The 26,380-nt window shown below is 65.6% G+C and carries 27 protein-coding genes; 10 read left to right on the forward strand and 17 right to left on the reverse strand.

Annotation, left to right across the window (positions count from 1 at the left end; translation table 11 throughout):
• Positions 1–2: 2 nt before the first annotated feature.
• Positions 3–401: a RidA family protein gene (locus shn_RS07130; RefSeq protein ID WP_064329794.1), complete on the reverse strand. Its 399-nt coding sequence runs from the start codon at positions 399–401 to the stop codon at positions 3–5.
• Between the two features lie 174 nt (positions 402–575).
• Here shn_RS07130 and shn_RS07135 point away from each other — a divergent pair, with 174 nt between their 5' ends.
• Positions 576–1,148 (forward strand): TetR/AcrR family transcriptional regulator, encoded by a 573-nt coding sequence (locus shn_RS07135; RefSeq protein WP_371328603.1) that lies wholly within the window; start codon positions 576–578, stop codon positions 1,146–1,148.
• Positions 1,149–1,254: 106 nt separating this feature from the next.
• On the opposite strand, the gene shn_RS07140 is transcribed toward shn_RS07135, so the two are convergent.
• From shn_RS07140 to shn_RS07150, 3 genes are all read right to left on the reverse strand, one after another.
• Positions 1,255–2,565, reverse strand: coding sequence for a L,D-transpeptidase family protein (locus tag shn_RS07140; RefSeq protein WP_084437833.1), 1,311 nt, complete (start codon positions 2,563–2,565; stop codon positions 1,255–1,257).
• A 131-nt stretch (positions 2,566–2,696) separates the two neighbouring features.
• Positions 2,697–4,043, reverse strand: a complete 1,347-nt coding sequence (locus shn_RS07145) for a DNA polymerase IV (protein WP_145925881.1) — start codon at positions 4,041–4,043, stop codon at positions 2,697–2,699.
• Positions 4,044–4,166: 123 nt separating this feature from the next.
• The gene (locus shn_RS07150) at positions 4,167–4,466 is read right to left on the reverse strand and encodes a DUF3572 domain-containing protein (RefSeq protein WP_064329796.1); all 300 of its coding nucleotides are present in this window, start codon (positions 4,464–4,466) and stop codon (positions 4,167–4,169) included.
• Positions 4,467–4,607: 141 nt separating this feature from the next.
• On the opposite strand from shn_RS07150, the gene shn_RS07155 reads away from it, so the two are divergent.
• Complete coding sequence (locus shn_RS07155; RefSeq protein WP_010065708.1) at positions 4,608–4,979, forward strand: response regulator; 372 nt, start codon at positions 4,608–4,610, stop codon at positions 4,977–4,979.
• A gap of 16 nt (positions 4,980–4,995) precedes the next feature.
• Entirely contained in the window at positions 4,996–6,363 is a 1,368-nt protein-coding gene (locus tag shn_RS07160; protein ID WP_064329797.1) for a PleD family two-component system response regulator, read from the forward strand.
• A gap of 684 nt (positions 6,364–7,047) precedes the next feature.
• Here the strand turns inward: shn_RS07160 and rpmG are convergent.
• The 6 genes from rpmG to topA form a co-directional block, all read right to left on the reverse strand.
• Positions 7,048–7,215: a 50S ribosomal protein L33 gene (gene rpmG / locus shn_RS07165; RefSeq protein ID WP_034795357.1), complete on the reverse strand. Its 168-nt coding sequence runs from the start codon at positions 7,213–7,215 to the stop codon at positions 7,048–7,050.
• Between the two features lie 93 nt (positions 7,216–7,308).
• Positions 7,309–8,493, reverse strand: coding sequence for an MFS transporter (locus shn_RS07170; RefSeq protein WP_064329798.1), 1,185 nt, complete (start codon positions 8,491–8,493; stop codon positions 7,309–7,311).
• A 13-nt stretch (positions 8,494–8,506) separates the two neighbouring features.
• Positions 8,507–9,169 (reverse strand): NUDIX hydrolase, encoded by a 663-nt coding sequence (locus shn_RS07175; protein WP_064329799.1) that lies wholly within the window; start codon positions 9,167–9,169, stop codon positions 8,507–8,509.
• The gene (locus shn_RS07180) at positions 9,166–9,642 is read right to left on the reverse strand and encodes a DUF983 domain-containing protein (protein ID WP_064329800.1); all 477 of its coding nucleotides are present in this window, start codon (positions 9,640–9,642) and stop codon (positions 9,166–9,168) included. The genes shn_RS07175 and shn_RS07180 overlap by 4 nt, the downstream gene beginning before the upstream one ends.
• Before the next feature lie 68 nt (positions 9,643–9,710).
• Positions 9,711–12,062, reverse strand: coding sequence for a ribonuclease R (rnr, locus tag shn_RS07185; RefSeq protein ID WP_064329801.1), 2,352 nt, complete (start codon positions 12,060–12,062; stop codon positions 9,711–9,713).
• A 4-nt stretch (positions 12,063–12,066) separates the two neighbouring features.
• Entirely contained in the window at positions 12,067–14,715 is a 2,649-nt protein-coding gene (gene topA, locus shn_RS07190) for a type I DNA topoisomerase (protein ID WP_064329802.1), read from the reverse strand.
• A gap of 258 nt (positions 14,716–14,973) precedes the next feature.
• Between topA and shn_RS07195 the strand changes: the two genes are divergently transcribed.
• Positions 14,974–15,228 carry a hypothetical protein gene (locus tag shn_RS07195; RefSeq protein ID WP_064329803.1) on the forward strand — a complete coding sequence of 85 codons (255 nt, stop codon included), beginning with the start codon at positions 14,974–14,976 and terminating at the stop codon, positions 15,226–15,228.
• Here the strand turns inward: shn_RS07195 and dprA are convergent.
• From dprA to shn_RS07215, 4 genes are all read right to left on the reverse strand, one after another.
• Entirely contained in the window at positions 15,160–16,311 is a 1,152-nt protein-coding gene (dprA, locus tag shn_RS07200; protein ID WP_064329804.1) for a DNA-processing protein DprA, read from the reverse strand. The genes shn_RS07195 and dprA overlap by 69 nt on opposite strands.
• A gap of 2 nt (positions 16,312–16,313) precedes the next feature.
• Complete coding sequence (gene plsY / locus shn_RS07205; protein ID WP_245337400.1) at positions 16,314–16,919, reverse strand: glycerol-3-phosphate 1-O-acyltransferase PlsY; 606 nt, start codon at positions 16,917–16,919, stop codon at positions 16,314–16,316.
• Positions 16,920–17,130: 211 nt separating this feature from the next.
• On the reverse strand, positions 17,131–18,423 hold the full coding sequence (locus shn_RS07210) for a dihydroorotase (protein WP_064329806.1): 1,293 nt from the start codon (positions 18,421–18,423) through the stop codon (positions 17,131–17,133).
• Positions 18,420–19,361 (reverse strand): aspartate carbamoyltransferase catalytic subunit, encoded by a 942-nt coding sequence (locus shn_RS07215; RefSeq protein ID WP_064329807.1) that lies wholly within the window; start codon positions 19,359–19,361, stop codon positions 18,420–18,422. The genes shn_RS07210 and shn_RS07215 overlap by 4 nt, the downstream gene beginning before the upstream one ends.
• A gap of 171 nt (positions 19,362–19,532) precedes the next feature.
• Here shn_RS07215 and shn_RS07220 point away from each other — a divergent pair, with 171 nt between their 5' ends.
• On the forward strand, positions 19,533–21,185 hold the full coding sequence (locus tag shn_RS07220; RefSeq protein ID WP_064329808.1) for an acyl-CoA dehydrogenase family protein: 1,653 nt from the start codon (positions 19,533–19,535) through the stop codon (positions 21,183–21,185).
• Here shn_RS07220 and shn_RS07225 read toward each other — a convergent pair.
• A complete protein-coding gene (locus shn_RS07225; protein WP_064329809.1) occupies positions 21,167–22,102 on the reverse strand; it encodes an AEC family transporter in 936 nt (311 codons plus the stop codon). The genes shn_RS07220 and shn_RS07225 overlap by 19 nt on opposite strands.
• Before the next feature lie 208 nt (positions 22,103–22,310).
• Here shn_RS07225 and shn_RS37415 point away from each other — a divergent pair, with 208 nt between their 5' ends.
• A complete protein-coding gene (locus tag shn_RS37415; protein ID WP_256388511.1) occupies positions 22,311–22,442 on the forward strand; it encodes a hypothetical protein in 132 nt (43 codons plus the stop codon).
• Entirely contained in the window at positions 22,439–22,765 is a 327-nt protein-coding gene (locus shn_RS07230) for a DUF6105 family protein (RefSeq protein ID WP_064329810.1), read from the forward strand. Before shn_RS37415 ends, shn_RS07230 begins: the two co-directional genes overlap by 4 nt.
• On the opposite strand, the gene ruvX is transcribed toward shn_RS07230, so the two are convergent.
• Entirely contained in the window at positions 22,711–23,196 is a 486-nt protein-coding gene (gene ruvX / locus shn_RS07235) for a Holliday junction resolvase RuvX (protein ID WP_064329811.1), read from the reverse strand. The genes shn_RS07230 and ruvX overlap by 55 nt on opposite strands.
• 11 nt (positions 23,197–23,207) lie before the next feature.
• Positions 23,208–23,504, reverse strand: coding sequence for an alkylphosphonate utilization protein (locus shn_RS07240; RefSeq protein ID WP_064329812.1), 297 nt, complete (start codon positions 23,502–23,504; stop codon positions 23,208–23,210).
• Positions 23,505–23,621: 117 nt separating this feature from the next.
• On the opposite strand from shn_RS07240, the gene shn_RS07245 reads away from it, so the two are divergent.
• From shn_RS07245 to gatA, 3 genes are all read left to right on the forward strand, one after another.
• Positions 23,622–24,326: a metal-dependent hydrolase gene (locus shn_RS07245; protein WP_064329813.1), complete on the forward strand. Its 705-nt coding sequence runs from the start codon at positions 23,622–23,624 to the stop codon at positions 24,324–24,326.
• Positions 24,327–24,430: 104 nt separating this feature from the next.
• A complete protein-coding gene (gene gatC, locus shn_RS07250) occupies positions 24,431–24,718 on the forward strand; it encodes an Asp-tRNA(Asn)/Glu-tRNA(Gln) amidotransferase subunit GatC (protein WP_064329814.1) in 288 nt (95 codons plus the stop codon).
• 47 nt (positions 24,719–24,765) lie between these two features.
• On the forward strand, positions 24,766–26,247 hold the full coding sequence (gene gatA, locus shn_RS07255) for an Asp-tRNA(Asn)/Glu-tRNA(Gln) amidotransferase subunit GatA (protein WP_064329815.1): 1,482 nt from the start codon (positions 24,766–24,768) through the stop codon (positions 26,245–26,247).
• Positions 26,248–26,380 lie beyond the last annotated feature (133 nt).

The following is a 26,380-nucleotide window of genomic DNA, read 5'->3' on the forward strand; positions in this document are numbered from 1 at the left end:
CTTTATGCGGCCGCCGGCACGCGGGCGACGACCTTTATCTCGAAGTCGAAACCGGCGAGCCAGTTGACGCCGATCGCGGTCCAGTTCGGATAGGGGCGCGTGTCGAAGATTTCCTGCTTGACGGCCAGGATCGTGCCGAACTGGTTTTCGGGATCGGTGTGGAAGGACGTCACGTCGATGATGTCGTCGAAGGTGCAGCCCGCTGCCGCGAGCGTCGCTTTGAGATTCTGGAAGGCGAGGCGCACCTGCTGCTCGAAATCGGGCTCCGGCGTGCCGTCGGCACGGCTGCCGACCTGGCCGGAGACGAACAGGAGGTCACCGGATTTGATCGCGGCCGAATAGCCGTGCTCGTCGTAGAGGGCGTGTCTGTCCGCCGGAAAAATCGCTTCGCGCTGGGTCATGGCTGATCTCTCTTTCAAGGGTGGAAGGGGCCGGGGAGGCCAGGATGCTTCACAACGATCATGATTTCATATACGTTGCGTATATGAAATTGGGTGCGCGAGGCCGTGATGTCAAGTTCATATACGTACCGTATATGAAGGAATGAGGATGAAAGCGTGAATCGACGCATCGCGATGATGGAGGAAAACCGGATCAAGCTGATCGGCGCAGCGCGCAAGGCCTTCGGCAGGAAGGGATACGCGGCCGCCTCCATGGACGACCTGACCGCCGATGTGGGGCTGACGCGCGGCGCGCTCTACAATATTTTTGGCGACAAGCGCGGTCTTCTCGCGGCGGTCGTGCATCAGATCGACACGGAGATGGCCGTGCGCGCCAAGCAGATCGGCGCTTGCGCCGGAGACGATTGGAACGGCCTCCTGGCGGAAGGGGCGGCCTATATCGAAATGTCCCTCGACCCCGAGGTGCAGCGCATCGTCCTGCTCGATGGACCCGCCGTGCTGGGAGACCCCTCGCAATGGCCGAGCCAGAGCAACTGCCTGCAGGTCACGCAGGCGAAGGTGGAACGGCTCATTGCCGAAGGAATGCTCAAGCAGGTGGATGCCGAGGCCGCCGCCCGGCTCCTCAGCAGCATGGCGTTCAACGCTGCGCTCTGGATCGCGGCGAGCGACGATCCGAAGGGCGTCTTGCCGAAAGCGATCGAGGTGTTCCAGGCGCTTGCGACGGGTCTCCTCGCCCGGCCGGCCTGACGGGGCGTGCGCGATTTCTGCTGCGGTGTTTCGGCAAGGGACGCAACGAAACGGGCCGCCGCGCCGGAAGAGCGGGCGGCCCTGATGTCATGTCAAACGTCTCCGGTCAGTTGACGACGGAGACCGACGACGTCTTCTTCTTTGCCTTCTTGCCGCCCTGCACGATCCCGGCATCCGCCTTCTGCACCTTGCGCGTCACGGTGATGAAGTCCGTGCCGTTGCCGGTTTCCGGGCCAAGGCCGGTGTCGGAGATGGAAAGGGAGGCGCCTTCGCCCATCAGGCCGGAAATGCGCAGGCGCATGTCCTCCGGGATATCGAGGCGGTCGAGGGTCCTCGTGAGCGCGTCGGGGGCGGCGGCATCGGCTTCGACGGTGATGCCGAGACGCTTCATCGTCGCCTGCGAGAGCTGGTTGTCCATGCTCACGCCGTACCATTCCGCCTTGCCCTTGTCGGCATCGACCTCGCGGGCGAGCAGGAAATGCGTGCCGAGGGCGATCTCCGGGTTGCGGATGATGATCGGCATTTCGAGCACGGGCTTGAACTTCTGCCGAACGAGGATCTGCCCGTTCGGCGGCACGCCCTTGCCGGCCTTGGCATAGACGGCGGCGATAAGCTCCGGCGAGATCATGCCATCCTCCGTCAGGCCTTCGGCGTGCTGGAAGGCGCGGATGGCGGTCACGGTCTGCTTGCCGTGCAAGCCGTCCGGGATGCCGGCGTCATGGCCGAGCGCGGTCAGCAGGGTCTGCAGGTCCATCAGCATCTCGCGCTCGCCGCGACGGGTGATGAGGATGCGGATCGGGTCCTGCTCGGTCTTCTGCACGACGGGCGGAACGATCTCCGGCTTGGGATCGGTCATCGCCACTTCGACGCTCCTGTCGCCGGCCTCGATCAGGGCGGGACGCAGGCCCGCATCCGACAAGAGCGGCGTATCCGGCACGACGACGACAGGCTTGAACAGCGCGGCATGCACGATGTGCTGCGGGGCGATCTCGCGGTCGGTGATGAGGACGTGGCCGCCGCGTCGCGTCGTGCCGAACAGGCGTTTTGCAAAATCGTTCGGCAGGCGCACGCAGCCGTGCGAGGCAGGGTAGGAGGGCACGCTGTTGGAGGCGTGCAGCGCGATGCCCGACCAGGTCAGCCGTTGCATGAAGGGCATCGGCGCGCTGTCATAGAGATTGGAAAAATGCGTGCGCTTCTTCTCGAGGATCGAGAAGATGCCGGTCGGCGTCGAATGTCCCGCCTTGCCGGTGGAGACGCGCGAGGTGGCGACCACCACGCCGCCATCATAGACCTTCAATTCCTGCAGGTCCTTCGACACCATGATCTGGAGCGGACCTTCGAGCGTGCCGCCGAGCGCCGTGGCGCAGCTCAGCATCAGGCCCACTATGCTCATGCCGGTAACAAGGCGAAACGTCATGTGACCCATCCGTACGCAATACAAACCGGCGGGAAGCGTAGTGCATCCGGTTTAAGGAAGGCTTGATGCACGCAGACGATCCCCCGATCTGTGCCATCCCGATGCAGTCAAGAACGCCGGCCTGCAGGGATTTATTCGGAAGGACCGTCGATTTTCCCGGCGGTCTTGAATGTCAACTTTTCGTGAAAACGCGCGGGGCCGGATTTGCCGAACGTGTAACCGGTCTCCACGCTCGCCTTGCCGAACTTGTCGCGCAGCGTGTTCATCGCCGCCTCCGCCGCGGCGCGGCGGGCGGCGGCGGGATCGACGAGGTCCGGCGGGTCGGCGCGGCCGGGATCGGCAAGGTCGCTGACGCCGATCCCGATCAGCCGGTACTTGGTGCCGTCCACCTCCTTGCGCAGGAGTTCCATGCCGGTGCGGAAGATGCGGTCGGCCAGCATGGTCGGGTCTTCGAGCTTGCGGTTGCGCGTGCGGCCCTTGAAATCGGCCGTCTTCAGCTTGAGCACGACCGTGTGGCCGGCAATGCCCGACTTGCGCAGGCGCGCGGCCACCTTCTCGCTGAGGCGGCGCAGGTGCGCCACCAGTTCGTCATAGCTTGAAATGTCGTCGAAGAAGGTGGTTTCGGCCGAGACGCTCTTGGCCGGGTCGTTGGGCTGCACCTCGCGGTCGTCCTGCCCGCGCGAAAGGTTGAAGAGCCGCTTGCCCATCACGCCGTAGCGGCGCATCAGGTCGGTTTCCTCCATGGTCTGGAGCTGGCCGACGGTGCGGATGCCGTCGCGCTCCAGCGTCTCGGCAAAGGCCTTGCCGACGCCCCAGATAAGGCGTACCGGCTTGTCGCGCAGGAAGCCGAGCGCCTCGGCTTCGCCGATGATGGAAAAGCCGCGCGGCTTGTTGAGGTCCGAGGCCACCTTGGCGAGGAACTTGCAATAGGAAAGGCCGATCGAGATGGTGATGCCGACCTCCTTCTCGACGCGCTGGGCGAAGCGGGCCAGCACGCGGGCGGGCGGATCGTGGTGCAGGCGCTCCGTGCCCTTCAGTTCCAGGAAGGCTTCGTCGATGGAAAGCGGCTGCACCAGCGGCGTCAGCTCCTGCATCATCGTGCGCACCTGGCGGCCCACGGCGACGTATTTCTCCATGTTCGGACTGATGACGACCGCGTTGGGGCAGGCCTCCAGCGCCTTGAACATCGGCATGGCCGAGCGCACGCCGTGAATGCGCGCGACATAGCAGGCGGTGGAAACGACGCCGCGCTTTCCGCCGCCGATGATGACCGGCTTGTCGGCGAGATCAGGATTGTCGCGCTTCTCGATCGCGGCATAGAAGGCGTCGCAGTCGATATGGGCGAGTGTCAGGCCGTAGAGCTCGTCGTGATAGACGAGGCGGGGGCTGCCACAGGCGCGGCAACGGCGCAGGTTGGCCGCCTGCCCGGCAAGGCAGTCGCGGCAGAAGCCCGGAAAACGCGTGTCGGCGATGCTCATCGTATGGAACAAATATTGAACATCGCGACATTACTGCTTAAGTTCACGAGTCTCAATAGTCGCGGGAGGTGATTGCATGACGACGCACAGGCAGGCGCGCGGCGATCCTCGCGAATCGCCCGTTCAGAAATCGTCGCTGCCATACGGCCCGGAGAGGATGGCATGGGCACGCACCACCGCCTCCGGCGTGACGCCCGTCGCCGCGCTGAAGGCGAGAAGCGTCGGCTCGTGGTCCATCAGGAAGCCGACGACGCCGGCGAGGAAGCCGGGATCGTCGACGGCATTGCGCACCTCGGTGGGCGCGACGCCGGTGAGCGAGAGGAAACGCGAGAGCAATTCCGGTTCGCCGGCAAGCCAGCCGAGGATGGCGACGGCGGTCGCCTCCGCATCGGCGACCGCGGGTGTATCTTTTTGGCTTTTCATCGTTTTCCCTCGGGAAATTTACCTTTTAATCAACCAAATCGCGCTAACGTTGCTGCGGACAGGCTGGGTGATTTCGGCTTTGCCGCAACTTATCGATCCCCCGGAAGGTTGCAAGGCCGGCGAGAGGAACAGGGACGCACGATGCCCAAGCAGGTGATGATTGTCGAGGACAACGAGCTCAACATGAAGCTCTTCCGGGATCTCATCGAGGCGTCCGGCTATACGACCATCCAGACAAGGAATGGTATGGAAGCCCTTGATCTCGCCCGCAAATACCGGCCGGACCTGATCCTGATGGACATCCAGCTTCCCGAGGTCTCGGGCCTCGAGGTCACCAAGTGGCTGAAGGAGGACGACGAGCTCCATGTCATCCCGGTGATCGCGGTGACGGCCTTCGCGATGAAGGGCGACGAGGAGCGAATCCGCCAGGGCGGCTGCGAGGCCTATGTCTCCAAGCCGATCTCCGTTCCGAAATTCATCGAGACCATAAAAACCTATCTCGGCGACGCATGAGGCGAAGGTCAGGGCCATGACAGCACGCATTCTCGTCGTCGACGACATTCCGGCCAATGTGAAGCTGCTCGAGGCGCGGCTGCTTGCGGAATATTTCGACGTGCTGACGGCCGAGAACGGCTATGAGGCGCTCGCCATGTGCGAGCGCACCCAGGTCGACCTGATCCTGCTCGACATCATGATGCCCGGCATCGATGGGTTCGAGGTCTGCGAGCGGCTGAAGGCCAATCCGCGCACGGCCCATATCCCGGTCGTGATGGTGACGGCGCTCGACCAGCCCTCCGACCGCGTGCGCGGCCTCAAGGCCGGCGCCGACGATTTCCTCACCAAGCCGGTCAACGACCTGCAGCTCATGTCGCGGGTGAAGAGCCTCGTGCGGCTGAAGACGCTGACGGACGAGCTGCGCATGCGCGCGGCCACCGCCCGCGCCATTTCCCTGGAGGAGGGGCTGGATGGCACGCTCGGCGACGAGCCGGGCGATATCCTCCTCGTCGATGGCCGCGCCAGTTCGCAGGAGCGCATCATCCGCGCGCTGAAGCCGATCGCCGAGGTCACCTCCATGTCGGACCCGCAGGCCGCGCTCTTCCAGGCGGCCGAGAGCAATTTCGAGCTGGTGATCGTCAACGCCAATTTCGACGATTACGATCCGCTGCGCCTGTGTTCGCAGCTCCGTTCGCTGGAGCGCACGCGCTTCCTGCCGATCCTGCTGATCGCCGAGCAGGGCGACGACGACATGGTGGTGCGCGCGCTCGATCTCGGCGTGACGGACTACCTGATGCGGCCGGTCGACCCGAACGAGCTGATCGCCCGCAGCTTGACCCAGATCCGCCGCAAGCGCTGCAACGACCGCCTGCGCGCCAGCGTGCGCCAGACGATCGAGCTGGCCGTGACGGACGGCCTGACGGGGCTGCACAACCGCCGCTACCTCGACAACCACATGAAGCTCCTGATCGACCGCGCCACGGCGCGCGGCCGGCCGCTGTCGGTCTGCATTACCGACATAGACCGCTTCAAGCTGGTCAACGATACCCATGGCCACGATGCCGGCGATGCCGTGCTGCGTGAATTCGCCAACCGCGTGCGCGCGGCCGTGCGCGGTGCCGATCTCGCCTGCCGTTACGGTGGGGAGGAGTTCGTCCTGGTCATGCCGGATACCTCGGCCGAGATGGCGGCAGGCGTGGCGGAACGCCTTCGCGCGATCGTCGAGCGCGAGCCGTTCCGCGTGCCCGGCACGGATGTCTTCCTGCCCGTCACCGCCTCGCTCGGCCTTGCCAGCATGCTGCCGGCAGGGGACAGTCCGGACGCGCTGCTGAAGCGCGCCGACACGGCGCTCTACGAGGCGAAGCGTTCGGGCCGCAACCGTGTGGTGGCTGCCGCCGCCTGAGTCGGCCGGCTCGTGATGAAATTGTCCACAGGCCGGATTTTATTTTGGGCATTTGCCTCGAAAATCGGGCATTTGCTCCCGGCTGTCTGCCGACCTCAGACACGGGTCTGAACAGCCCCTAGAATTGGGGCATGTGGTGAAATCTGGCTATAAATCATACTATTCAGGTTTAGCAAACCTTATCAACAGGTTGTGTTGCGCGCGATCTATCGGAGTGCCGACGGGGGAATTTGCCACGGTTGTAGGGTGCTCGCGCAGCAGTTGAGAGGTTGTGAAGCGGGCATTGTTGTGATCCATAACGGAACCGCCGCTCAATGGCACAACTGTCCCTGCCGCGGTTAACTATGAGACAAGGCGGCGGCGGGCGAGCGTTAAGAATTCGTTGATTTTTTTTCTTTTTCGGGCGATGCTCAACTCATGGGCGGCAAACAAGCCCGCACAACCGGTTACCCCATGATGCTAGGTCCGCCGCATCTCCTGGGTCGTGGGGTCGGTCGGTCAGCTACGACAAATACGGAATCCTCGTGCCGTCGTCGTGTCTGGCCGACCCCCGTTCAACGCCGCTCCCTTCTAGGGAGCGGCGTTTTTGATTCGGGGTGCGTCAGGCCGCAGGTTGTCCGGCCAAAGGAAAAGGCGCCGGACGTTTCCGTCCAGCGCCTTTGCGAACCGAAGCGGCTCCCAAGATTACTTGATCTTGGTTTCCTTGAATTCGACGTGCTTCTTGACGACCGGGTCATACTTCGTCTTGGTCATCTTTTCCGTCATCGTACGGCTGTTCTTCGTGGTCACGTAGAAGAAACCGGTGTCGGCCGTCGACAGCAGCTTGATCTTGATGGTGGTAGCCTTGGCCATGGTCGTCCTGCCTTTATGAAAAACGAAGCCGCGGACAGCCAGTCTGCTCCACGGCTTAAATCTGGGCGGAAACTACAAATCGCGCCCGAAAAGTCAACCCCGTTTCGGCCGGAAAACCATCCTGGCGAGAGAAAGTACGAGGTAAAACCCGAAGAAGGCGACGATCGCCCAGGCAAAACCGTCATTGCCGGAAACGTCCATCGCCGCGCCGATCGCCTGCGGACCGACGACGGTGCCGACGGCATAGCAGAAGATGAAGGCGGCGTTCGCCGCCGCAAGATCCGCGCCGACGAGGCGCGAGCCGAGATGGCTGAGGCCGACCGTATAGAGACCGGCGACGCAGCCGCCCCACAGGAGCAGGACGGTCGCCATCAGCACCCAGCTGTGCGAGATGAGCGGCAGGCAGAAGGCGCCGACGAGGCCGATGACGGCCATGATCGTCAGCAGGCGCCTGCGGTCCTTCATGCGGTCGGAGAGCATGCCGAGCGGGATCTGGAACGCCATGTTGCCGATGCCCATGACGGTGAGCAGCAGGGCCGCCTGCGGCTCGCTGAAGCCGGCCCGCGTCGCATAGATCGGAAAGAGCGAGAGGCCGCCGACTTCCACCGCGCCGAAGATGAAGACCGCCGCCGTCGCCGTCGGCACGAGAAGGATGTAGCGCATGAAATGCAGCTCCGGCTTCTCGTCGATATCGGGGCTTTCGCCGCGGGCGATGAAGATGGGAACGGCGGCCAGGAGGATGATGGCGGCGCCCACCGCGAAGGGCAGCACGCCGTCGCTGCCGAGCAGCGAGAAGAGCAGGGGGCCGGTGGCGAAGCCGAGCGAGAGGACCGTGGCGTAGATGCCGAGCACCAGGCCGCGCCGCCGGGGCGGGGCGGCGGCGTTGATCCAGAATTCGGAGAGGATGAACAGCGTGGTGATCGCGCCATGGAAGACGAGGCGGAGGGGGAACCACAGCAGGAAATTCTGGATGTAGTAGAAGCCGAGACCGCTGACGGCCGCCAGCAGGATGGCGGCGAGCATGGTCGTCGAGGTGCCCCAGGCATGGGCAAGGCGCGTGGTGAAGGGCGCGGCAACCATGGCGGCGAGGCCGGCCATGGCGGAATTGATGCCGATCATCGTGGAGGAAATGCCGCGCTTCTCCATGATGATGGAGAGCAGCGGAAGGCCGAGGCCGATGGCGATGCCGACGGCGGAAATGGCGGCGACGGCTGCAATGAGGGATCGCCAGTGGATGCTCTCCACCGGGCCGGAGGTGCCGGATTGCGGCTGCGTCATATGCGATCGGTCCTCAAAGAAGGTCCCGAAGGAAGCGCCCGCGCCGGGTGTGGTACAGCGGTGCGGCTCTTCCGAAGGGCAGAGACTTGTCTTCCTGAAGGCTTTTTTGAAGCTCTTCAAGGATCAAGACGGTTATGTCGGGCATCTCGATGCCCCCGCGATCAAAAATATCCACCCAGCGCACGTCTTCCAGTTCATGGCTCGCTGTCGCGCCGGCGGGGTCGATGCCCGCCTCGTCGGCAAAGAGCGTGAAGAATCGCGTGTCGAACCGCCGGACCATGCCGGCCGGCGTGATGGCGCGGGCAAGGAAACGCAGGTTCGAGAGGTCGGGACGGAAGGGCAGGGCGTTCTGCGCCGCGGCATCGAGCGGCGCGCCGACGGAAATGCCGGCTTCCTCGTAGAGTTCCCGCAGCGCCGCGACGCCGAGCGCGCGCAGGCGCGAATCGGAACAGCGCGTGCCGCTGCGCAGCGCCAGCCGCTCGCAGGCCAGCGGGTTCAACGGATTGGAGACGGGAACGAGGCGGTCCGCCGCATCGCGCCGGCCGCCGGGAAAGACATAGACATCAGGCATGAAGACATGCTTGCTGCTGCGCCGGCCGACGAGCACCCGCATGCGCTCGCCCGACCGGTCGAGAAGCAGGATCGAGGCCGCATCGACAGGTCGGACGGGTGTCATGCCGTCCGGTCGCCGTAGGCGGCGGTCGTTTCCGCTTCCGTCTCTTCCGGCTTGTCGCCGAAGCCGTGCATCTTCAACGCCCATTGCAGGCCGATGGCGCCGCCCTTGATGGGCTGGAGCAGAAGAAGCGACAGGATGACGGTGATCGGCGCCCAGATGGCGAGATGCTGCCAGGTGGTGAGCGGCCAGACGAGGTCCGTCGCCATGTAGCCGCCGAGCACGACATGGCCGACGATGGTGATGACGAGATAGGGCGGCAGGTCGTCGGCGCGCTGGGGCGTATAGTCCTCGCCGCAGGCCGCGCAGTTTTCCACGGGCTTGACGAAGGACTTGAACAGGCGGCCGGAGCCGCAGGCGGGGCAGCGGTTCAGCATGCCGCGCTTGATGGCGCGGCCGAGCGGGCGCTCCGCCGGCCGGGCGGCCGGGCTGTCGCCGAAATGCTGCGTGCTGCCGGTGGTCTCGTTCGCCTGCATGTCCTGTCCTTCCCGCCGGTGCCGGGCACCAGCCATCTGTCTTCGCGCGGGGGCGGGCGCGATACCGTTCAGCGTCTGCCGCGGGGCGGGCGCGTGCCCGGCTGGTGACGCGGCGCGCTGCCCCTGCGCCGGCCCGACTTGTGGAAGGAGCGCACCGCCGTCGGCATCTTGCGTCCCTCGCTGATCATGTCGAACCGGAGCGAACCGGCAAGCGGCACCGCTTCTGCGAGTTTGACACGCACCGCATCGCCGAGGCGATAGCCGAGCCCGGTCTTTTCGCCGGACAGCGCCTGATGCGCCTCGTCATAGATGTAGTAGTCGCGTCCGAGCATAGATATAGGCACGAAACCATCGGCACCATACTCCGGCAGGGTGACAAAAAGTCCCGCCTTGGTCACGCCGGAGACGCGCCCGTCGAATTCCTCGCCGATGCGTCCGGCCAGGTGATGGGCGATCAGCCGGCCGACCGTGTCGCGCTCGGCCGCCATGGCGCGGCGCTCGAAGGTCGAGATCTCGGCCGCGATATCGTCGAGCGTGGCTTCCTCGTCCGGCGTGATGCCGCCTTCGCCAAGCCCGAGCGAGCCCACCAGCGCCCGGTGCACGATGAGGTCCGCATAGCGGCGGATCGGCGAGGTGAAATGGGCGTATTTCATGAGGTTCAGGCCGAAATGGCCGATATTGTCCGGACTGTAGATCGCCTGGCTCTGCGAGCGCAGCACCATCTCGCTCACCATCTGCTCGAACGGCTTGTCCTTGGCCTTCGCAAGCACGCCGTTGAAATGGTTGGAGCGCATGTTGCCGCCCTTGACCAGCGAGATGTCGAGCGTCTGCAGGAACTCGCGCAGCACCTCCTGCTTGGCGAGCGAGGGCGCGTCGTGCACGCGGTACACCAGGACCTGCCTCTTCTTCTCCAGCGTCTCGGCGGCCGCGACGTTGGCCTGGATCATCATCTCCTCGATGAGCTTGTGCGCATCGAGCCGCGGCGGCACGAAGACCCGGTCGACGGTGCCGTCCTCCTTCAGGAGGATCTTGCGTTCCGGCATGTCGAGTTCGAGCGGCTGGCGGCGGTTCCGGCCGACCGTCATGATGCGGTAGGCGTTCCACAGCGGCTTGAGGATCGTCTCCAGGATCGGTCCGGTCTTGTCGTCGGGCGCGCCGTCTATTGCCGCCTGGGCCTGCTGGTAGGAGAGCTTTGCCGCGCTCTTCATCATGATGCGATGGAAGGTGTGGCTTGCCTTGCGGCCTTCATGCGAGAAGACCATGCGCACCGCGAGCGCCGGCCGGTCGACGCCTTCCTTCAGCGAGCAGAGGTCGTTGGAGATGCGTTCCGGCAGCATGGGCACGACGCGGTCCGGGAAATAGACCGAGTTGCCGCGCTTCAGCGCCTCGCGGTCGAGCGCGGATTTCGGCCGCACGTAATAGCTGACATCGGCGATGGCGACGGTGACGATCACGCCGCCGGGATTGTCGGGAGAGGGGTCGGGCTCGGCGAAGACGGCGTCGTCATGGTCCTTGGCGTCGGCCGGGTCGATGGTGATGAGCGGCAGGCTGCGCCAGTCCTCGCGGTGCGCCATGGTCGCGGGCCCTGCGGCTTCCGCCTCGCGGATCACCGCGTCGGGGAAGATATAGGGGATGCCGTGGGAATGGATGGCGATCGTCGAGATCGCCTTTTCCGAGGCGACCGAGCCGATCACGCCCTTGATCTGCGCGCGCGGCAGGCCGTAGCGGCCCATGCGCACGACGTCGATCTCCACGAGGTCGCCGTCCGTGGCGCCCGCCGTGAACTCCGCATCGACCTCCATCTCCTCGCCGCGCCGGTCGATCGGCATGATGCGCCCGCCGCCGCCCGCCATGGCGCGGAACACGCCCATGCCGGAATTCTTCTTCTTGTCGAGCACCTTGATGACCCGCCCGGTATAGGCCGGCCCGCCGCGTTCCTTCGCCGGGAAGATCTTCGCCAGCACCCGGTCGCCGAGCCCGGCGACGGGAGCCTTGTCCTTGCGCAGGCCGGCCGACTGGCGGATCAGCACGGCGGGCGCGACGCCCGCATCGTCGAGCCATTCGGCCGGGCGGCCGATCAGTTCGCCGTCGATATCGCGCGTCGTGATATCGAGAACGGTGACGGGGGGGAGGGCTCCGGGGCGGACCAGCGACTTGCGGCGCTTTTCCAGCAACCCGTCCTCCTCGAAGGATTTCAGCAGCGCCTTCAGCTCGACACGCGCTTCGCCCTTCAGGCCGAAGGCCTTGGCGATCTCGCGCTTCGAGGCCTGTTCCGGATTGTCGGCGATGAAGCGCAGCAGCACGTCGCGCGGCGGGATGACGCCGTGGATGATCGGGATATTGTCTATCGGCGGCACGTCACGGCCCGCGCGGCCGGGCCGCGTGGATCGTCCTGCCCGGCTGCGTGGTTCTCTCGTCATGCCGTCAGGCCTTCTTTGCCTTGGTTGCGGTCTTGGCCTTGGGCGCTGCCTTCGGCTTTGCGGCCTTGGCATCGTCGGACTTCGCCGCCTTGGTGGTCTTCGTCGCCTTGGCCTTGCCCTTGGCGGGCGTCTTGCCGGCCTTGTCGGCGATCAGCACGAGCGCCTCCTCCAGCGTGACGCTGTCGGCGGCCTTGCCCTTGGGCAATGTCGCGTTGACCTTGCCCCAGTTGACATAGGGGCCGTACTTGCCGTCGCGCACCGTGATGGGGCCGCCGTCCGGATGGTCGCCAAGCGTCTTCAGGGCGGCGGGCGTGCCTCGCGCGCGGCCGCCGGGACCCTTCGCCTGCTTGTCGGCGATCACGGCAACGGCGCGGTTGAGGCCGATCGAGAAGACGTCCTCGACGCTTTCGAGATTGGCATAGCCGCCGTCATGCAGCAGGAACGGGCCGTAGCGGCCGATGCCGGCGGAGATCATCTTGCCGGTTTCCGGGTGCTGGCCGATGTCGCGCGGCAGCGAGAGCAGGGCGAGCGCCTTCTCGTGGTCGATGCTCGCCGGCGTCCAGCCCTTCGGCAGGCTGGCGCGCTTGGCCTCCTTGCCGTCTCCGCGCTGCACATAGGGTCCGAAGCGGCCGGTGCGCAGCGTGATCTCCTCGCCGGTATGCGGGTCCTTGCCGAGGTTCTGCGGCTCGTTGGAGCCATTCGCCTCCGCATCCGAGCCATTGTCGGCGGAAAGCTGGCGGGTGTAGTTGCAGTCCGGATAGTTCGAGCAGCCGACGAAGGCGCCGAACTTGCCGAGCTTCAGCGAAAGCTTGCCGGTGCCGCAGACCTGGCAGATGCGCGGGTCGCTGCCGTCCTCGCGCTTGGGGAAGACCAGCGGGGCCAGTTCCTCGTTCAGCGCGTCGAGCACGTTGGTGACGCGCAGTTCCTTGGTGTCCTCGATCTGCGCGAAAAAATCCTTCCAGAAATCGCGGAGGACCTGCTTCCAGTCGAGTTCGCCGGCCGAGATCTTGTCGAGCTTTTCTTCCAGATCCGCCGTGAAATCGTATTCGACATAGCGGGTGAAGAAGCTTTCGAGGAAGGCCGTGACGAGGCGGCCCTTGGCTTCCGGGATCAGCTTGCGCTTGTCGATGATGATGTATTCGCGGTCGCGCAGCGTGGCGAGCGTCGCGGCATAGGTCGACGGGCGGCCGATGCCGAGCTCTTCCATCTTCTTGATGAGCGAGGCTTCCGAGTAGCGCGGCGGCGGCTCGGTGAAGTGCTGGCTGGCATTCACCTTCTGCTTGGCGAGCTTTTCCTGCGCGTTGATTTCGGGCAGGCGGCCGTCGTCGTCCCCGTCGTCCGGCTGCTCGCCGTCTTCCTTCTGGTCGGTGTAGGCGGCGATGAAGCCGTCGAAGCGGATGACCGAACCGGTGGCGCGCAGGCCCGCCTTGCGCCCGCCATTGTCCGCCTCGATCTCGACCGTCGTGCGCTCGATTTCGGCCGAGGCCATCTGGCTGGCGATGCCGCGCTTCCAGACGAGATCGTAGAGCTTAAGCTGGTCCGGATCGAGATAGCGCTTCACCTGGTCGGGTGTGCGGTCGAAGGAGGTCGGGCGGATCGCCTCGTGGGCCTCCTGCGCGTTCTTCGCCTTGGTGGAGTAGAGGCGGGGTTTTTCGGGCACGTAGCGCGCGCCGAACTGTTCGGCGACGGCGCGGCGTGCGGCGTCGATCGCCTCCGGCGCCATCTGCACGCCATCGGTACGCATATAGGTGATGAGACCGACGGTCTCGCCGCCGATGTCGATGCCTTCATAGAGCTTCTGCGCCACCTGCATGGTGCGCGATGCCGAGAAGCCGAGCTTGGAGGAGGCGGCCTGCTGCAGGGTCGAGGTGGTGAAGGGCGGTGCCGGGTTGCGCTTGGTGGGCTTGGCCTCGACGCTTTCGACGCGATAGGTCGCGCCGTCGAGCAGCGTCTTGAGGCGGTTCGCCTCCTCGCCATTGCCGATCGACCGCGCCTGCAGGCGTTTGCCTTCTGCCGAGACGAGGCGCGCCTCGAACTCGTCGCCGCGCGGCGTCTTCAAGAGGGCGGAGATGTTCCAGTATTCTTCCGAGACGAAACGCTCGATTTCCGCTTCCCGGTCGCAGACGAGGCGGAGCGCGACCGACTGCACGCGGCCGGCCGAGCGGGCGCCCGGCAGCTTGCGCCAGAGAACCGGCGAGAGATTGAAGCCGACGAGATAGTCGAGCGCGCGGCGGGCGAGATAGGCGTCGACCAGCGCGATATCGATGTCGCGCGGGTTGCGCATGGCATCGAGCACCGCCGCCTTTGTGATGGCGTTGAAGACGACGCGTTTGACCGGCTTGTCGCCGATGACGCGCTTCTTCTTCAGGACGTCCAGCACGTGCCAGGAAATGGCTTCCCCTTCGCGATCCGGGTCGGTCGCAAGAATGAGGCCGTCGGAGGATTTCACGGCGTCGGCGATATCCTTCATGCGCTTGGCCGAAGCGCTGTCGACTTCCCAGGACATTTCGAAATCCTCGTCCGGGCGCACGGAGCCGTCCTTGGCGGGCAGGTCGCGCACATGGCCGAAGGAGGCAAGCACCTTGTAGCCGGGGCCGAGATACTTGTTGATCGTCTTGGCCTTGGCAGGCGATTCCACAACTACAACATTCATCGTCATTTCTCTGATACCGGACGCCGCGCCCTGGGATGCGCGGCAAAACGGGCGCCTTGCGCCGGAAAGTCGTGTCTCGACATGAACAGACAAAGCGTTCCGGTCAAGAGGCAGGGGTGAAATTAGTGGGATGCAACGAGATACAACCATTGCGAGATTAATCAGAGATTGCAATTATGAATAATCGTTGTATCTTTCCCTGGGTATAGGAATTGCAACCTGACGGTGATTCTTAAACGTAGGTGCAACGGAAGCGCTATGAACCCGAAACCAGCCAAGTCCGCCCTCCCGCCACACACCACAGAGGAAAACCTTGCCTACACCCGGCAGATGCTGGGCGAGCTGCGCACGGTCGTGAAAAACGAAGGCGCCGACATGCTGGGCTATCTGATCGAGATGGCCTATGTCGAGGCAGGCGACATCCTGACCGGCCTCAGGCCGCTTTCAGTCCGGGGTCATCGAGACCCGGCCATCGGCATGCCGCTGAAGCCGGCCGGCAAGGTCAAGTTCTAGGAGAACGAGATAGACGGTCGCCGCGGCGATGCCGGTATGGCGGATGATCTCGTCGATTTCGGCCGGCACCTGGCTCAAGGCGTCCGTTATGCGCGCCCGTTCGCCATCGCCCGGGGGAAGCCGCAGGGCGGGCGGCGTGTCCTCGGCGGGTTCGTCGGCGCCGGGGCGGGGGGTGAAAAGGTCGGGCTCGGATAGCGGGCGCAGGCTTTCCAGGACATCCTCGGGCGTGGTGGTGATCGTCGCGCCGTCCTTGAGAAGGCCGTTCGTGCCTTCGCAGCGCGGATCGAGCGGCGAGCCGGGCACGGCGAAGACCAGCCGGCCGAAATCCGCCGCGTTGCGCGCGGTGATCAGCGAGCCGGAGCGCACCGCCGCCTCCACCACCACCAGGCCGAGCGACATGCCGGCGATCAGCCGGTTGCGGCGGGGAAAGTCCCGGGCGCGCGGCTCCCAGCCGAAGGGCATTTCGCTGATGGCGAGGCCTTGCCCTTCGGTGATTTCCGCAAGCAGGCCGATGTTTTCCGGCGGATAGGGCTTGTCGAGCCCGCCCGCCATGGCCGCGACCGTACCGGTGTCGAGGCTGGCGCGATGGGCGGCCGTATCGATGCCGCGGGCAAGGCCCGAGACGATGGTATAGCCCGCCCGCCCGATCTCGCGCGCCAGCAGTCCGGCGAATTTCGTGCCCGACAGGGACGCATTGCGGGCGCCGACGATGCCGACGGCCGATGCCGCCGCGACGGCCCGGTTGCCCTTGACGGCCAAGAGCGGCGGCGCGCCGTCGATCTGCCGCAGGAGGAAGGGATAGTCGGGTTCGCCGATGCCGACGAAGGCGGCGCCGTGCCGGTCGGCGATGTCGAGTTCGCGCTCGGCTTCGGCCCGGCTGGCGACGCGGATGGCGCGCGAGGCGCCGCCGCGACGGGAAAGCTCCGGCAGCATCTCCAGCGCCGTCTCGGCGCTGCCGAAATGATTGATGAGTTCGCGGAAGGTGACCGGCCCGACATTGTCGCTGCGGATGAGGCGCAGCCAGGCGATCCTCTGTCTTTCCGTCAGCGCAATGCCCCGTGTCCTTGCGCTGCGCTCGTCCATCTCTATCCCTTGCTGCCGATCTTGCTTTCCGTACCGCTCAGGAGGCGGCCGATATTGGCACTATGCTTCCACCAGGTGACGAGCGTGAGCAGCAGGAAGAGCGCCGCCACCTTCTCGTGACCCAGAAACCACAATACAACCGGAGATACGGCGGTTGCAACCAGGGCCGAGAGGGACGAATAGCGCGTCAGATAGGCAAGGCCGATCCAGACGGCGGCGAAGACCGCGAGCATGACAGGCACGAGGCCGAGCAGCAGGCCGACATAGGTCGCGACCCCCTTGCCGCCCTTGAAGCCGAGCCAGACGGGAAAGAGATGGCCGAGGAAGGCGGCAAGGCCCGCCGCAAGGCCGGCATCGAGCCCCCAGCGCGAAGCGATGGCGGTGGCTGCCGTGCCCTTGAGGGCGTCGAGCAGCAGGGTCGCCGCGGCGAGCTTCCTGTTGCCGGTGCGCAGCACGTTCGTCGCGCCGATATTGCCGGAGCCGATCTGGCGCACGTCGCCGAGCCCGGCCATGCGGGTGAGGACCAGGCCGAAGGGGATGGAGCCGAGGAGATAGCCGAAGGCGAGGGCGGCGAGCGTCGGCAGGACGCCGAGCTGCCAGGTGAAGATGTCGGACACGTCAGTTCCCCCGTTCCAATGTCTGCATGCGGGGCGTGGATCCTCGGGTCGAGCCCGAGGATGACGGAGAGGGGGAGGTGCTACCGACCCCATCAAACGGTCCGGCAGGGGCAACGTTTCTCAACGTCTTCCGGTCTTCCTTCTTCCGCCATCCTCGGGCTCGACCCGAGGATCCACGCTCTCCGCCAGTCCGACGTCCCGTTCAGTCCAGCGAATACACCCGTTTGCCGGCAACATAGGTGCTAATCGCGCGTCCCGTAAAGCGGGCATCTTCGAAGGGCGTGTTCTTCGAGCGCGAGACGAAGCGGTCCTTGGTGGCAAGCCAGGGCTCGTCGGGATCGATCAGCACGATGTCGGCGCGCGCGCCGGGCGAAAGCGTGCCGGCATCGAGGCCGAAGATCTGCGCCGGCCGCGTCGAGAGCGCATCGAGGAGCCGCATCAGCGGAACCTCGCCGCTGTGATGCAGCCTGAGCGCCGCCGCCAGCATGGTCTCGAGGCCGATCGCGCCGTCGGCGGCGTCCGCGAAGGGCAGGCGCTTGGTGTCAACGTCCTGCGGGTCGTGCGAGGAGACGATGATGTCGATCTCGCCGCGGGCGAGCGCGTCGACCATCGCCTTGCGGTCGTCCTCGCCGCGCAGCGGCGGGGAGAGCTTGAAGAAGGTGCGGTATTCGCCGATGTCGTTCTCGTTCAGCGTCAGGTGGTTGATCGAGATGCCGCAGGTGACGTCTGCACCGCGTTCCTTCGCGATCTTCACCGCTTCGGCCGATTCCGGCACGGAGATCTGCGCCGCATGGTATTTGCCGCGCGTCAGGCCGGCGATGCGCAGGTCCCGTTCGAGCGGGATCAGTTCGGCCTCGCGCGGGCTGCCGGAAAGGCCGAGCCAGCTTGCGAGCAGTCCCTCGTTCATCACGCCGCCGGCGCCGAGATACTTGTCGCGGGTTTCGAGCGCGATGACGCTGCCGAATTCGCGGGCATAGGTCATGGCCCGGCGCAGCACCTGCGCATTGTGCATCGGGTTGCGGCCATTGGTGAAGGCGACGGCGCCGGCATCCTTCAGGAGGCCGAATTCGGTCATCTCCTCGCCGGCAAGCCCCTTGGTGAGGGCTGCGGCCGGGTGGATGTTGACGATCGCCTTGTCGCGCGCGTTCTTCAGCACGAACTCGACGAGCGCGATGTCGTCGATGACGGGATCGGTGTCCGGCATGGTGATGAAGGTGGTGACGCCGCCGGCCGCCGCGGCGCGGGAGGCCGATTCGATCGTCTCGCGGTGCTCGGCGCCGGGCTCGCCGACGAAGACGCGGGCATCGACCAGGCCGGGGGCGGCGATGAGGCCGCGGCCGTCGACGATCTCGGCGCCTTCGGGGGCGCCCTGGTTCTGCGCGCCGCTGCCGATGGCGGCGATCCTGCCGTTCTCGATGACGATGGAGCCCTTTTCGTCCACGTTGCGCGAGGGGTCGAGGATGCGGAGGTTTTTCAGGACAGTGGTGCGGGTCATGCGCGAACACCCTGATTCTGCGAAACAAGAAGCGTTTCCATCACGGCCATGCGGACGGCGACGCCCATCTCGACCTGCTGCTCGATGACGCTCTGCGGCCCGTCGGCGATCTCGGAGGCGATCTCCACGCCGCGGTTCATCGGCCCGGGATGCATGACGAGCGCATCCTCCTTCGCCGCCTTCAGCTTTTCCGCATCGAGCCCGTAATAATGGAAATATTCGCGCACCGAGGGCACGAAGGCGCCGGACATGCGCTCGCGCTGCAGACGCAGCATCATTACGACGTCCGCATCCTTCAGGCCTTCCGCCATGGAATGGTAGACCTCCGCCCCCATGTCGGCGATGCCGGAGGGAAGCAGCGTTGCAGGTGCCACGACGCGCACGCGCGCGCCCATGGCGTTGAGCAGCAGGATGTTCGAGCGGGCGACGCGCGAATGCAGCACGTCGCCGCAGATCGCGACGATGATGCGCGAGAGCTTGCCCCTGGCGCGGCGGATGGTCAGCGCGTCGAGCAGGGCCTGGGTCGGATGCTCGTGCTGGCCGTCGCCGGCATTGACCACCGAGCAGGAGACCTTCTGCGCGAGAAGCGCGGCGGCACCGGCGGAGGAATGGCGCACGACCAGCACATCCGGGTGCATGGCGTTCAGCGTCATCGCCGTGTCGATCAGCGTCTCGCCCTTCTTCACAGAGGAATTGCCGACCGACATGTTCATCACGTCGGCGCCGAGGCGTTTGCCGGCAAGCTCGAAGGAGGATTGCGTGCGCGTGGAGGCTTCGAAGAACAGGTTGATCTGTGTCAGGCCCCGAAGGGTCGACGTTTTCTTCTCCCGCTGCCGGGAGATTTTCACCGCCTCGTCGGCGCGGTCGAGCAGGTGGGTGATCTCCTGCTCGGTCAGGCCCTTGATGCCGAGAAGGTGGCGATGCGGAAAGAAGTCCATGAAACTCCGCCTCAACTGTCGTGGATACGCGGGGTCTATAGAGTGTCGGTTCCCCCGCGGCAAGGCGAAGCGGCGGCGAGCCCGCGCATTCCCACGCTTTTGTGAAGCCGAGCGCGTCGGCAGCCGCAAGGCCCCGTTTCGCCCCGCCGCGACTTGGGCTAGAACCCGCTCATGACTCGCGACAAGACGACCGAACAGAAACTCGCCGATCTCAACCAGCCGCCGCTCTGGTCGGGCATCAATGCCTATCGCTCCGACCCGCTGCTGGTCGATGCCACCGACGCCATGCCCAAGGGGCTGCGCGACGAGTTCGACGCGATCGGCCGCTACGTGACCTCGCCGGAAGCGCAGGAACTCGCCCGCATGGCGAACGAGGGCGTGCCGCAGTTGCGCACGCATGGCCCGCGCGGCGAGCGCCTCGACGTCGTCGACTACCACCCCGCCTGGCACGCGCTGATGCGCCGCTCCATGGCGAGCGGCCTGCATTCCTCGCTGTGGGAGAACGTGCCGGACGAGAAGGGCAGGGCGCACAAGGTACGCGCCGTGCGCTTCTACCTCACCGCCCAGCTCGAATGCGGCCATCTCTGCCCGCTGACCATGACGAGCGCCTCGGTCGCCGCCCTGTCCGTCTCGCCGCAGGTGCAGCGCGAATGGGGCCGGAAGATCCTGTCGCGCAAGTATGACAGCACCAACAAGCCCGCCATGCAGAAGAGCGCCGTCACCATCGGCATGGGCATGACGGAAAAGCAGGGCGGCACGGATGTGCGCGCCAACACCTCCACCGCCGAGCGCGTCGGCGAGGGCATCTACCGGCTCTCCGGCCACAAGTGGTTCATGTCGGCGCCGATGAGCGACGGTTTCGTCATGCTCGCCCAGACCCGCGAGGGCGTCGGCTGCTTCCTCGTGCCGCGCCTGCTGGAGGACGGCTCCAGCAACGGCCTGCGCTTCCAGCGCCTGAAGGACAAGGTCGGCAACCGCTCCAACGCCTCGTCCGAGGTCGAGTTCTCGGAAACCTTCGGCTTCCTGCTCGGCACGCCCGATGCCGGCATCCGCACCATCCTCGACATGGTGACGCTGACGCGGCTCGACTGCGCGCTGGCCTCCTCCGGCATCATGCGCGCCTCGCTCGCAGAGGCCGTGCACCACACGCGCGGCCGCAGCGTCTTCGGCAAGCCGCTGGTCGCCCAGCCGATCATGACGCGCGTGCTTGCCGACATGGCGCTCGACGTCGCGGCCGCGACCGCGCTCTCCCTGCGCCTGGCGGAGGCCTTCGACAAGGCGCGCGACAGCGCCGAGGACGCCGCCTATGCCCGCATCATGACGCCGGTGACGAAATACTGGTGCTGCAAGATCGCGCCCGCCCTCATCTACGAGGCGATGGAGTGCATCGGCGGCAGCGGCTATGTCGAGGAACGCCCGATCGCGCGGCATTACCGCGAGGCGCCGGTCAATGCGATCTGGGAGGGCTCGGGCAATGTCATGGCGCTCGACCTGATGCGCGTCATCGGCCGGGGCAGGGACCTGTTCGAGATGCTGTTCGCCGGTCTTGCCCGCGATCTCGGCCCGGCCGGCAAGAAGACGGTCGACGTGCTGCGCGCGGCGCTGTCGCTCTGCGAGCGCGACGAGGGAGCGGCCCGCATGCTGGTCGAGCAACTGGCGCTTGCCGCCGCCGCTGCCGAGCTCTACCGTGCCGGTGCCGGCCGCATCGCCGATGCCTTCCTCGAAACGCGCCTCGCCTCGGGCTGGCGCTCGACCTATGGCATGCTCGATTCGCGCTTCGATTCGGCCTATATCGTCGACCTGCTCTATCCGCCGGCAAGGTAGGCGGTCGTCGCCAGCACGACGGGGATGGTGAAGAACGAGGCGATGGTCTGCAGCGTGGCGACGGCGGCATAGAGCGGCGCGTCGCCGCCCATCTGCTTGGCCAGCACATAGCCGTTCATCGCCGTCGGTACGCTTGCCCCCATGGCGATCGTCAGCAGCGGCTCGCCGCGCATGCCGAGCGCATAGGCGGCCGCCGTCATGACCAGCGGCATGAACACGAGCTTCAATGCGACCGGCAGCAGCGCCAGCGGCCGGGGTTTCAGCGCATCGGCGAGCTTCAGCCCGGCGCCGACCATGATCAGGCCGAGGCTGAGCGAGGTGTCGGCGACGAGTTCCGTCGCCTGCATCAGCGGCGCGTAGATCGGGATCTCCAAGAGGTTGATCGCAACGCCGAGCACCGAGCCGATGATCATCGGATTGGTGACGATTTTCTGTGCGAACGTCCTGAGGCTGCGCGTGCCGCCGCCGAACCAGACGAGAACGGCGATATTGTAGAAATTGAGGGGAATGATGATCAGCGTCGCCACGAGCGCGACGAGGGCAAGGCTGTCCGCGCCGTAGAGTTTCTCGCCGATCGCCAGCGCGATGAAGGCGTTCCAGCGTGTCGAGGTCTGGAAAACGGAGGTGAACGACGCGCCCGGAACCTGCGCGGCGCGGAAAAGCGGCCAGGCGAGCGCCAGAAGCGCCGCGATGAGCGTCACGGAGCCGATGGAGCCGAGCGCCACGCTGCCGGCGGCGATGCCGGAGAATTCCGCCTTGGCGAGCGTCGTGAAGAGCAGGCAGGGGAACAGCACGAAGAAGCCGAGCTGCTCGAGCCCGTTCCACATGTCGCGGTCGATCAGCCGCCAGCGCTTGAGGAAGACCCCCAGCACGACGAGCAGGAAGACGGGAAGGATGCTTTCGAAGATGGCGAGCATGGCAACCGGGCGGGCGAGGGATGGTCGCTGCTCATTCCACGCCTTGCGCGGGCTTGCAAGGCTCACCTCCGACGGGACCCGTGTGGAAATTAACCTTAATGACGGGTTTGCGTTGCGCGAACAGGGTTAACGGGTGAAGGTGCCGTTTACCTGGTGTTAACCATGTGAGCGAGTGCAGCCTATGGCCAGAACGGCCCGGATTTCGGTCATGACGACCCTGTTTTGTTTCGTGGCGGTGGATATCGTCGTTCCGCTTCTCGTTATCGCCGCGGGCGTGGCGGTCAGCGAGATCGTCTTTGCGGCCGGCGACCTTCTCGCACCGAAGAGGAGGGCGGCATGAAGTGGTTCCTGATTCTCTGGGCCGGCCCCATTGCGCTGCTCGGCAGCTGGTACGGGCTTTCCTACTACGACATGAGCTTCGGCTTCTTCATGCTGACGCGCGATGCGCATGACCTGGTGTTCCAGATCTACGGCCATATCCTCGGCATCCCGCCGGAGGACCTGCCGCCGCTGGTGCTGCGCGCCATCATCGTCGACAGCTTCCTCGTGCTCGGCATCATCGCCTTCCGGCGCCGCAGGAAGATTGCCGCCTGGTGGCAGGCCCGCCGTCAGTCCGCGTCCGCCGCCCTTGCGAGCGACGAGAGCCTGTCCAGCGCGCCCTGAAGGATGAAGGAGGCGGCGGCCGAATCGATGCGTTCGGCCCGCTTCTTGCGCGACACGTCCATCTCGATCAGCGTGCGCTCCGCCGCCACCGTCGACAGCCGCTCGTCCCAGAAGACGAAGGGAATGTCGGTCTTGTCGGCCATGGAGCGCACGAAGGCGCGCGTCGCCTGGACGCGCGGCCCGGCACTGCCGTCCATGTTCATCGGCAGGCCGATGACGAAGGCGGCGACCTTCTCCTTGGCCGCGAAGGCCAGCAGCACCTCGGCATCCTGGGTGAACTTCACGCGCTTGAGCACCGGCCGCGGCGTCGCCAGCCTCCGGCCGAGATCGGAGACCGAAAGCCCGATGGTCTTGGTGCCGAGGTCGAGGCCGGCGATCGGCTGGCCGGGCGCGAGCGTTGCGGCCAGTTCTTCCAGTGTCAGCGTTGCCATGAAGGCCCCTCTCAGCGCTTGCGCACGAATTCCGTGCGCAGGACCAGCCCCTTGATCGTCTCGTGCCGGCAGTCGATCTCGTCCGGATTGTCGGTGAGGCGGATCGACTTGATCACCGTGCCCTGCTTCAGCGTCTGGCCGGCGCCCTTCACCTTCAGGTCCTTGATGAGCACGACCGAATCGCCATCGGCAAGCACGGTACCGCTGGCATCGCGCACCTGGTTCCGGGCCGCCTTCTCCGCGGCGATTTCGGATGCCGGCCGCCATTCGCCGGTCGCCTCGTCATAGATATAGTCGTCGTCGCTCATGGCGGCTCCTTGCATGTTGCTCCATCTTCAAGGCCACGCTTATAACGATCCGGCGATGGATGGAAACGGCCTTCGCCGGTTCTATATTGCGCCAAGGATCCAAACGGGAGAACAAGCATGAAAATCACCTGGCTCGGCCACTCCGCCTTCCGGATCGAAACGGCGAAAGCCAGGATCCTGATCGATCCGTTCTTCACCGGCAATCCCGCCTTCGACGAGGCGACCCGCAAGGACGCGGTGGCGGGCCTTACCCATATCCTGCTGACCCACGGCCACGGCGACCATGTCGGCGACACGATCGGGATCGCGAAGGAGACCGGCGCGACCGTGCTCGCCAATGCGGACCTTGCGGCCTGGCTCGGCGCCAAGGGCGTGGAAAAGGTCGACATGGGCAATACCGGCGGCACCGTGCATTTCGACGGTTTCTCGACCACCTTCGTCAATGCGCTGCATTCCTCCGCGCAGATCACCGAGGACGGCGTTTCCCATTCGCTCGGCAATGCCAACGGCCTTGTCCTGCATTTCGAGGACGAGCCGACGCTCTATCACATGGGCGACACCGACATCTTTTCCGACATGGCGCTGGTCAACGAGCTGCACCAGCCGGAAATCGGCCTCGTGCCGATCGGCGACCGCTTCACCATGGGCGGTGCCGTCGCCGCGCTCGCCTGCCAGCGCTTCTTCACGTTCGACACGGTCATCCCCTGCCATTACGGCTCCTTCGGCCTGCTGGCGCCGACGGCCGATCTTTTCGTGAAGGCGATGGACGGCGCTTCGGCGAAGATCGAGGTGCCGGGCGTCGGCAGCGTGGTCTCGCGCTGAGCGGCCGGAAAACGGGCGAGGGGGCGTGGAAGGGACCATTCCCCCGTTGCGCCCCTTGGGCTTGGTCAGTATAGCGGGTAGAAATTTCTGAGCGGAGACCACCCATGTCCGTAGATCTAGCCACCGTGAAGCGCGTCGCGCGCCTTGCCCGCATCGCCGTCAGCGAGGAAGAGGCAAACCGCATGACCGGCGAGCTGAACGGTATCCTCGGCTTTGTCGAGCAACTGTCCGAAGTCGATGTTAGCGGCGTCGAGCCGATGACCTCCGTCACGCCGATGGAGATGAAGAAGCGCGAGGACGTCGTCAACGACGGCAACAAGGCGGACGATATCGTCGCCAATGCGCCGGCCTCCGACCGCAACTTCTTCCAGGTCCCGAAGGTCGTCGAGTAACGTCCTCTTCGTCGCCCGAGCCGTCCGAATCCGAAAGTAGCCTTCCCATGACCGATCTGACCCGCCTGACCATTGCCGAAGCCCGCGAAAAGCTCGGCGCCAAGGAGATCACCGCCGTCGAGCTTACGGACGCCTATCTTGGCGCGATCGAGGCGGCGAACCCTGTCATCAACGCCTATGTTACCGTGACGCCGGAAAAGGCGCGCGACATGGCGAAGGCTTCCGACACCCGCATCGCCGCCGGCAAGGCCGGCACGCTGGAGGGCATCCCGCTCGGCATCAAGGACCTGTTCGCGACCGAGGGCGTGCACACCCAGGCCTGCAGCCACATCCTCGACGGCTTTCGCCCGAAATACGAATCGACCGTCACCCAGAACCTCTGGAACGACGGCGCCGTCATGCTCGGCAAATTGAACATGGACGAGTTCGCCATGGGCTCCTCCAACGAGAGCTCCTATTACGGCGCGGTCAAGAACCCGTGGCGCGCCAACGGCTCCAATGCCGATCTGGTGCCGGGCGGCTCGTCCGGCGGTTCGGCGGCGGCCGTCGCCGCGTTCCTGTGCGCCGGCGCCACGGCGACGGATACCGGTGGCTCCATCCGCCAGCCCGCCGCCTTCACCGGCACCGTCGGCATCAAGCCGACCTATGGCCGCTGCTCGCGCTGGGGCATCGTCGCCTTCGCCTCCTCGCTCGACCAGGCCGGCCCCATCGCCCGCGACGTGCGCGATGCGGCGATCCTGCTGAAGTCCATGGCGAGCGTCGATGCCAAGGACACCACCTCCGTCGACCTGCCGGTGCCGGATTACGAAGCCGCGCTCGGCCAGTCGCTGAAGGGCATGCGCATCGGCATTCCGCGCGAATACCGCGTCGAGGGCATGCCCGAGGAGATCGAGGCGCTCTGGCAGCAGGGCATCGCCTGGCTGAAGGAGGCCGGTGCCGAGGTCGTCGACATTTCCCTGCCGCACACGAAATACGCGCTGCCGGCCTATTACATCGTCGCGCCCGCCGAAGCCTCGTCGAACCTTGCCCGCTATGACGGCGTGCGCTACGGCCTGCGCGTCGACGGCAAGGACATCGTCGACATGTACGAGAAGACCCGCGCGGCCGGCTTCGGCCAGGAGGTCAAGCGCCGCATCATGATCGGCACCTATGTGCTGTCGGCCGGCTACTACGACGCCTACTACCTCCAGGCGCAGAAGGTCCGCACGCTGATCAAGCGCGACTTCGAGCTCGCCTTCAATGCCGGCGTCGACGCGATCCTGACCCCCGCCACGCCGTCCTCCGCCTTCGGCATCGCCGACGAGGAACTCGCATCCGATCCGGTCAAGATGTACCTGCAGGACATCTTCACCGTCACGGTGAACATGGCGGGCCTGCCGGGCCTGTCCGTGCCCGCCGGCCTCGATCACAAGGGCCTGCCCCTCAGCCTCCAGCTCATTGGCAAGCCTTTCGAGGAGGACGTCCTCTTCAAGACCGCGCATGTCATCGAAAAGGCCGCCGGCCGCTTCACGCCGGCCAAGTGGTGGTAAGGGGCGGATAGGCCTCAAAGCTGTTCTTCCGTCGTGCCGGATCACGTCCGGGCATGACGGAAGAAAGGTGGGGGCGCCGCCTTTGGACGCCGATTTCACCGCCGCATTTTCCAATCCCTCCCATCATCCCGTG

This window comes from Shinella sp. HZN7, assembly GCF_001652565.1.
Classification (GTDB): domain Bacteria; phylum Pseudomonadota; class Alphaproteobacteria; order Rhizobiales; family Rhizobiaceae; genus Shinella; species Shinella granuli.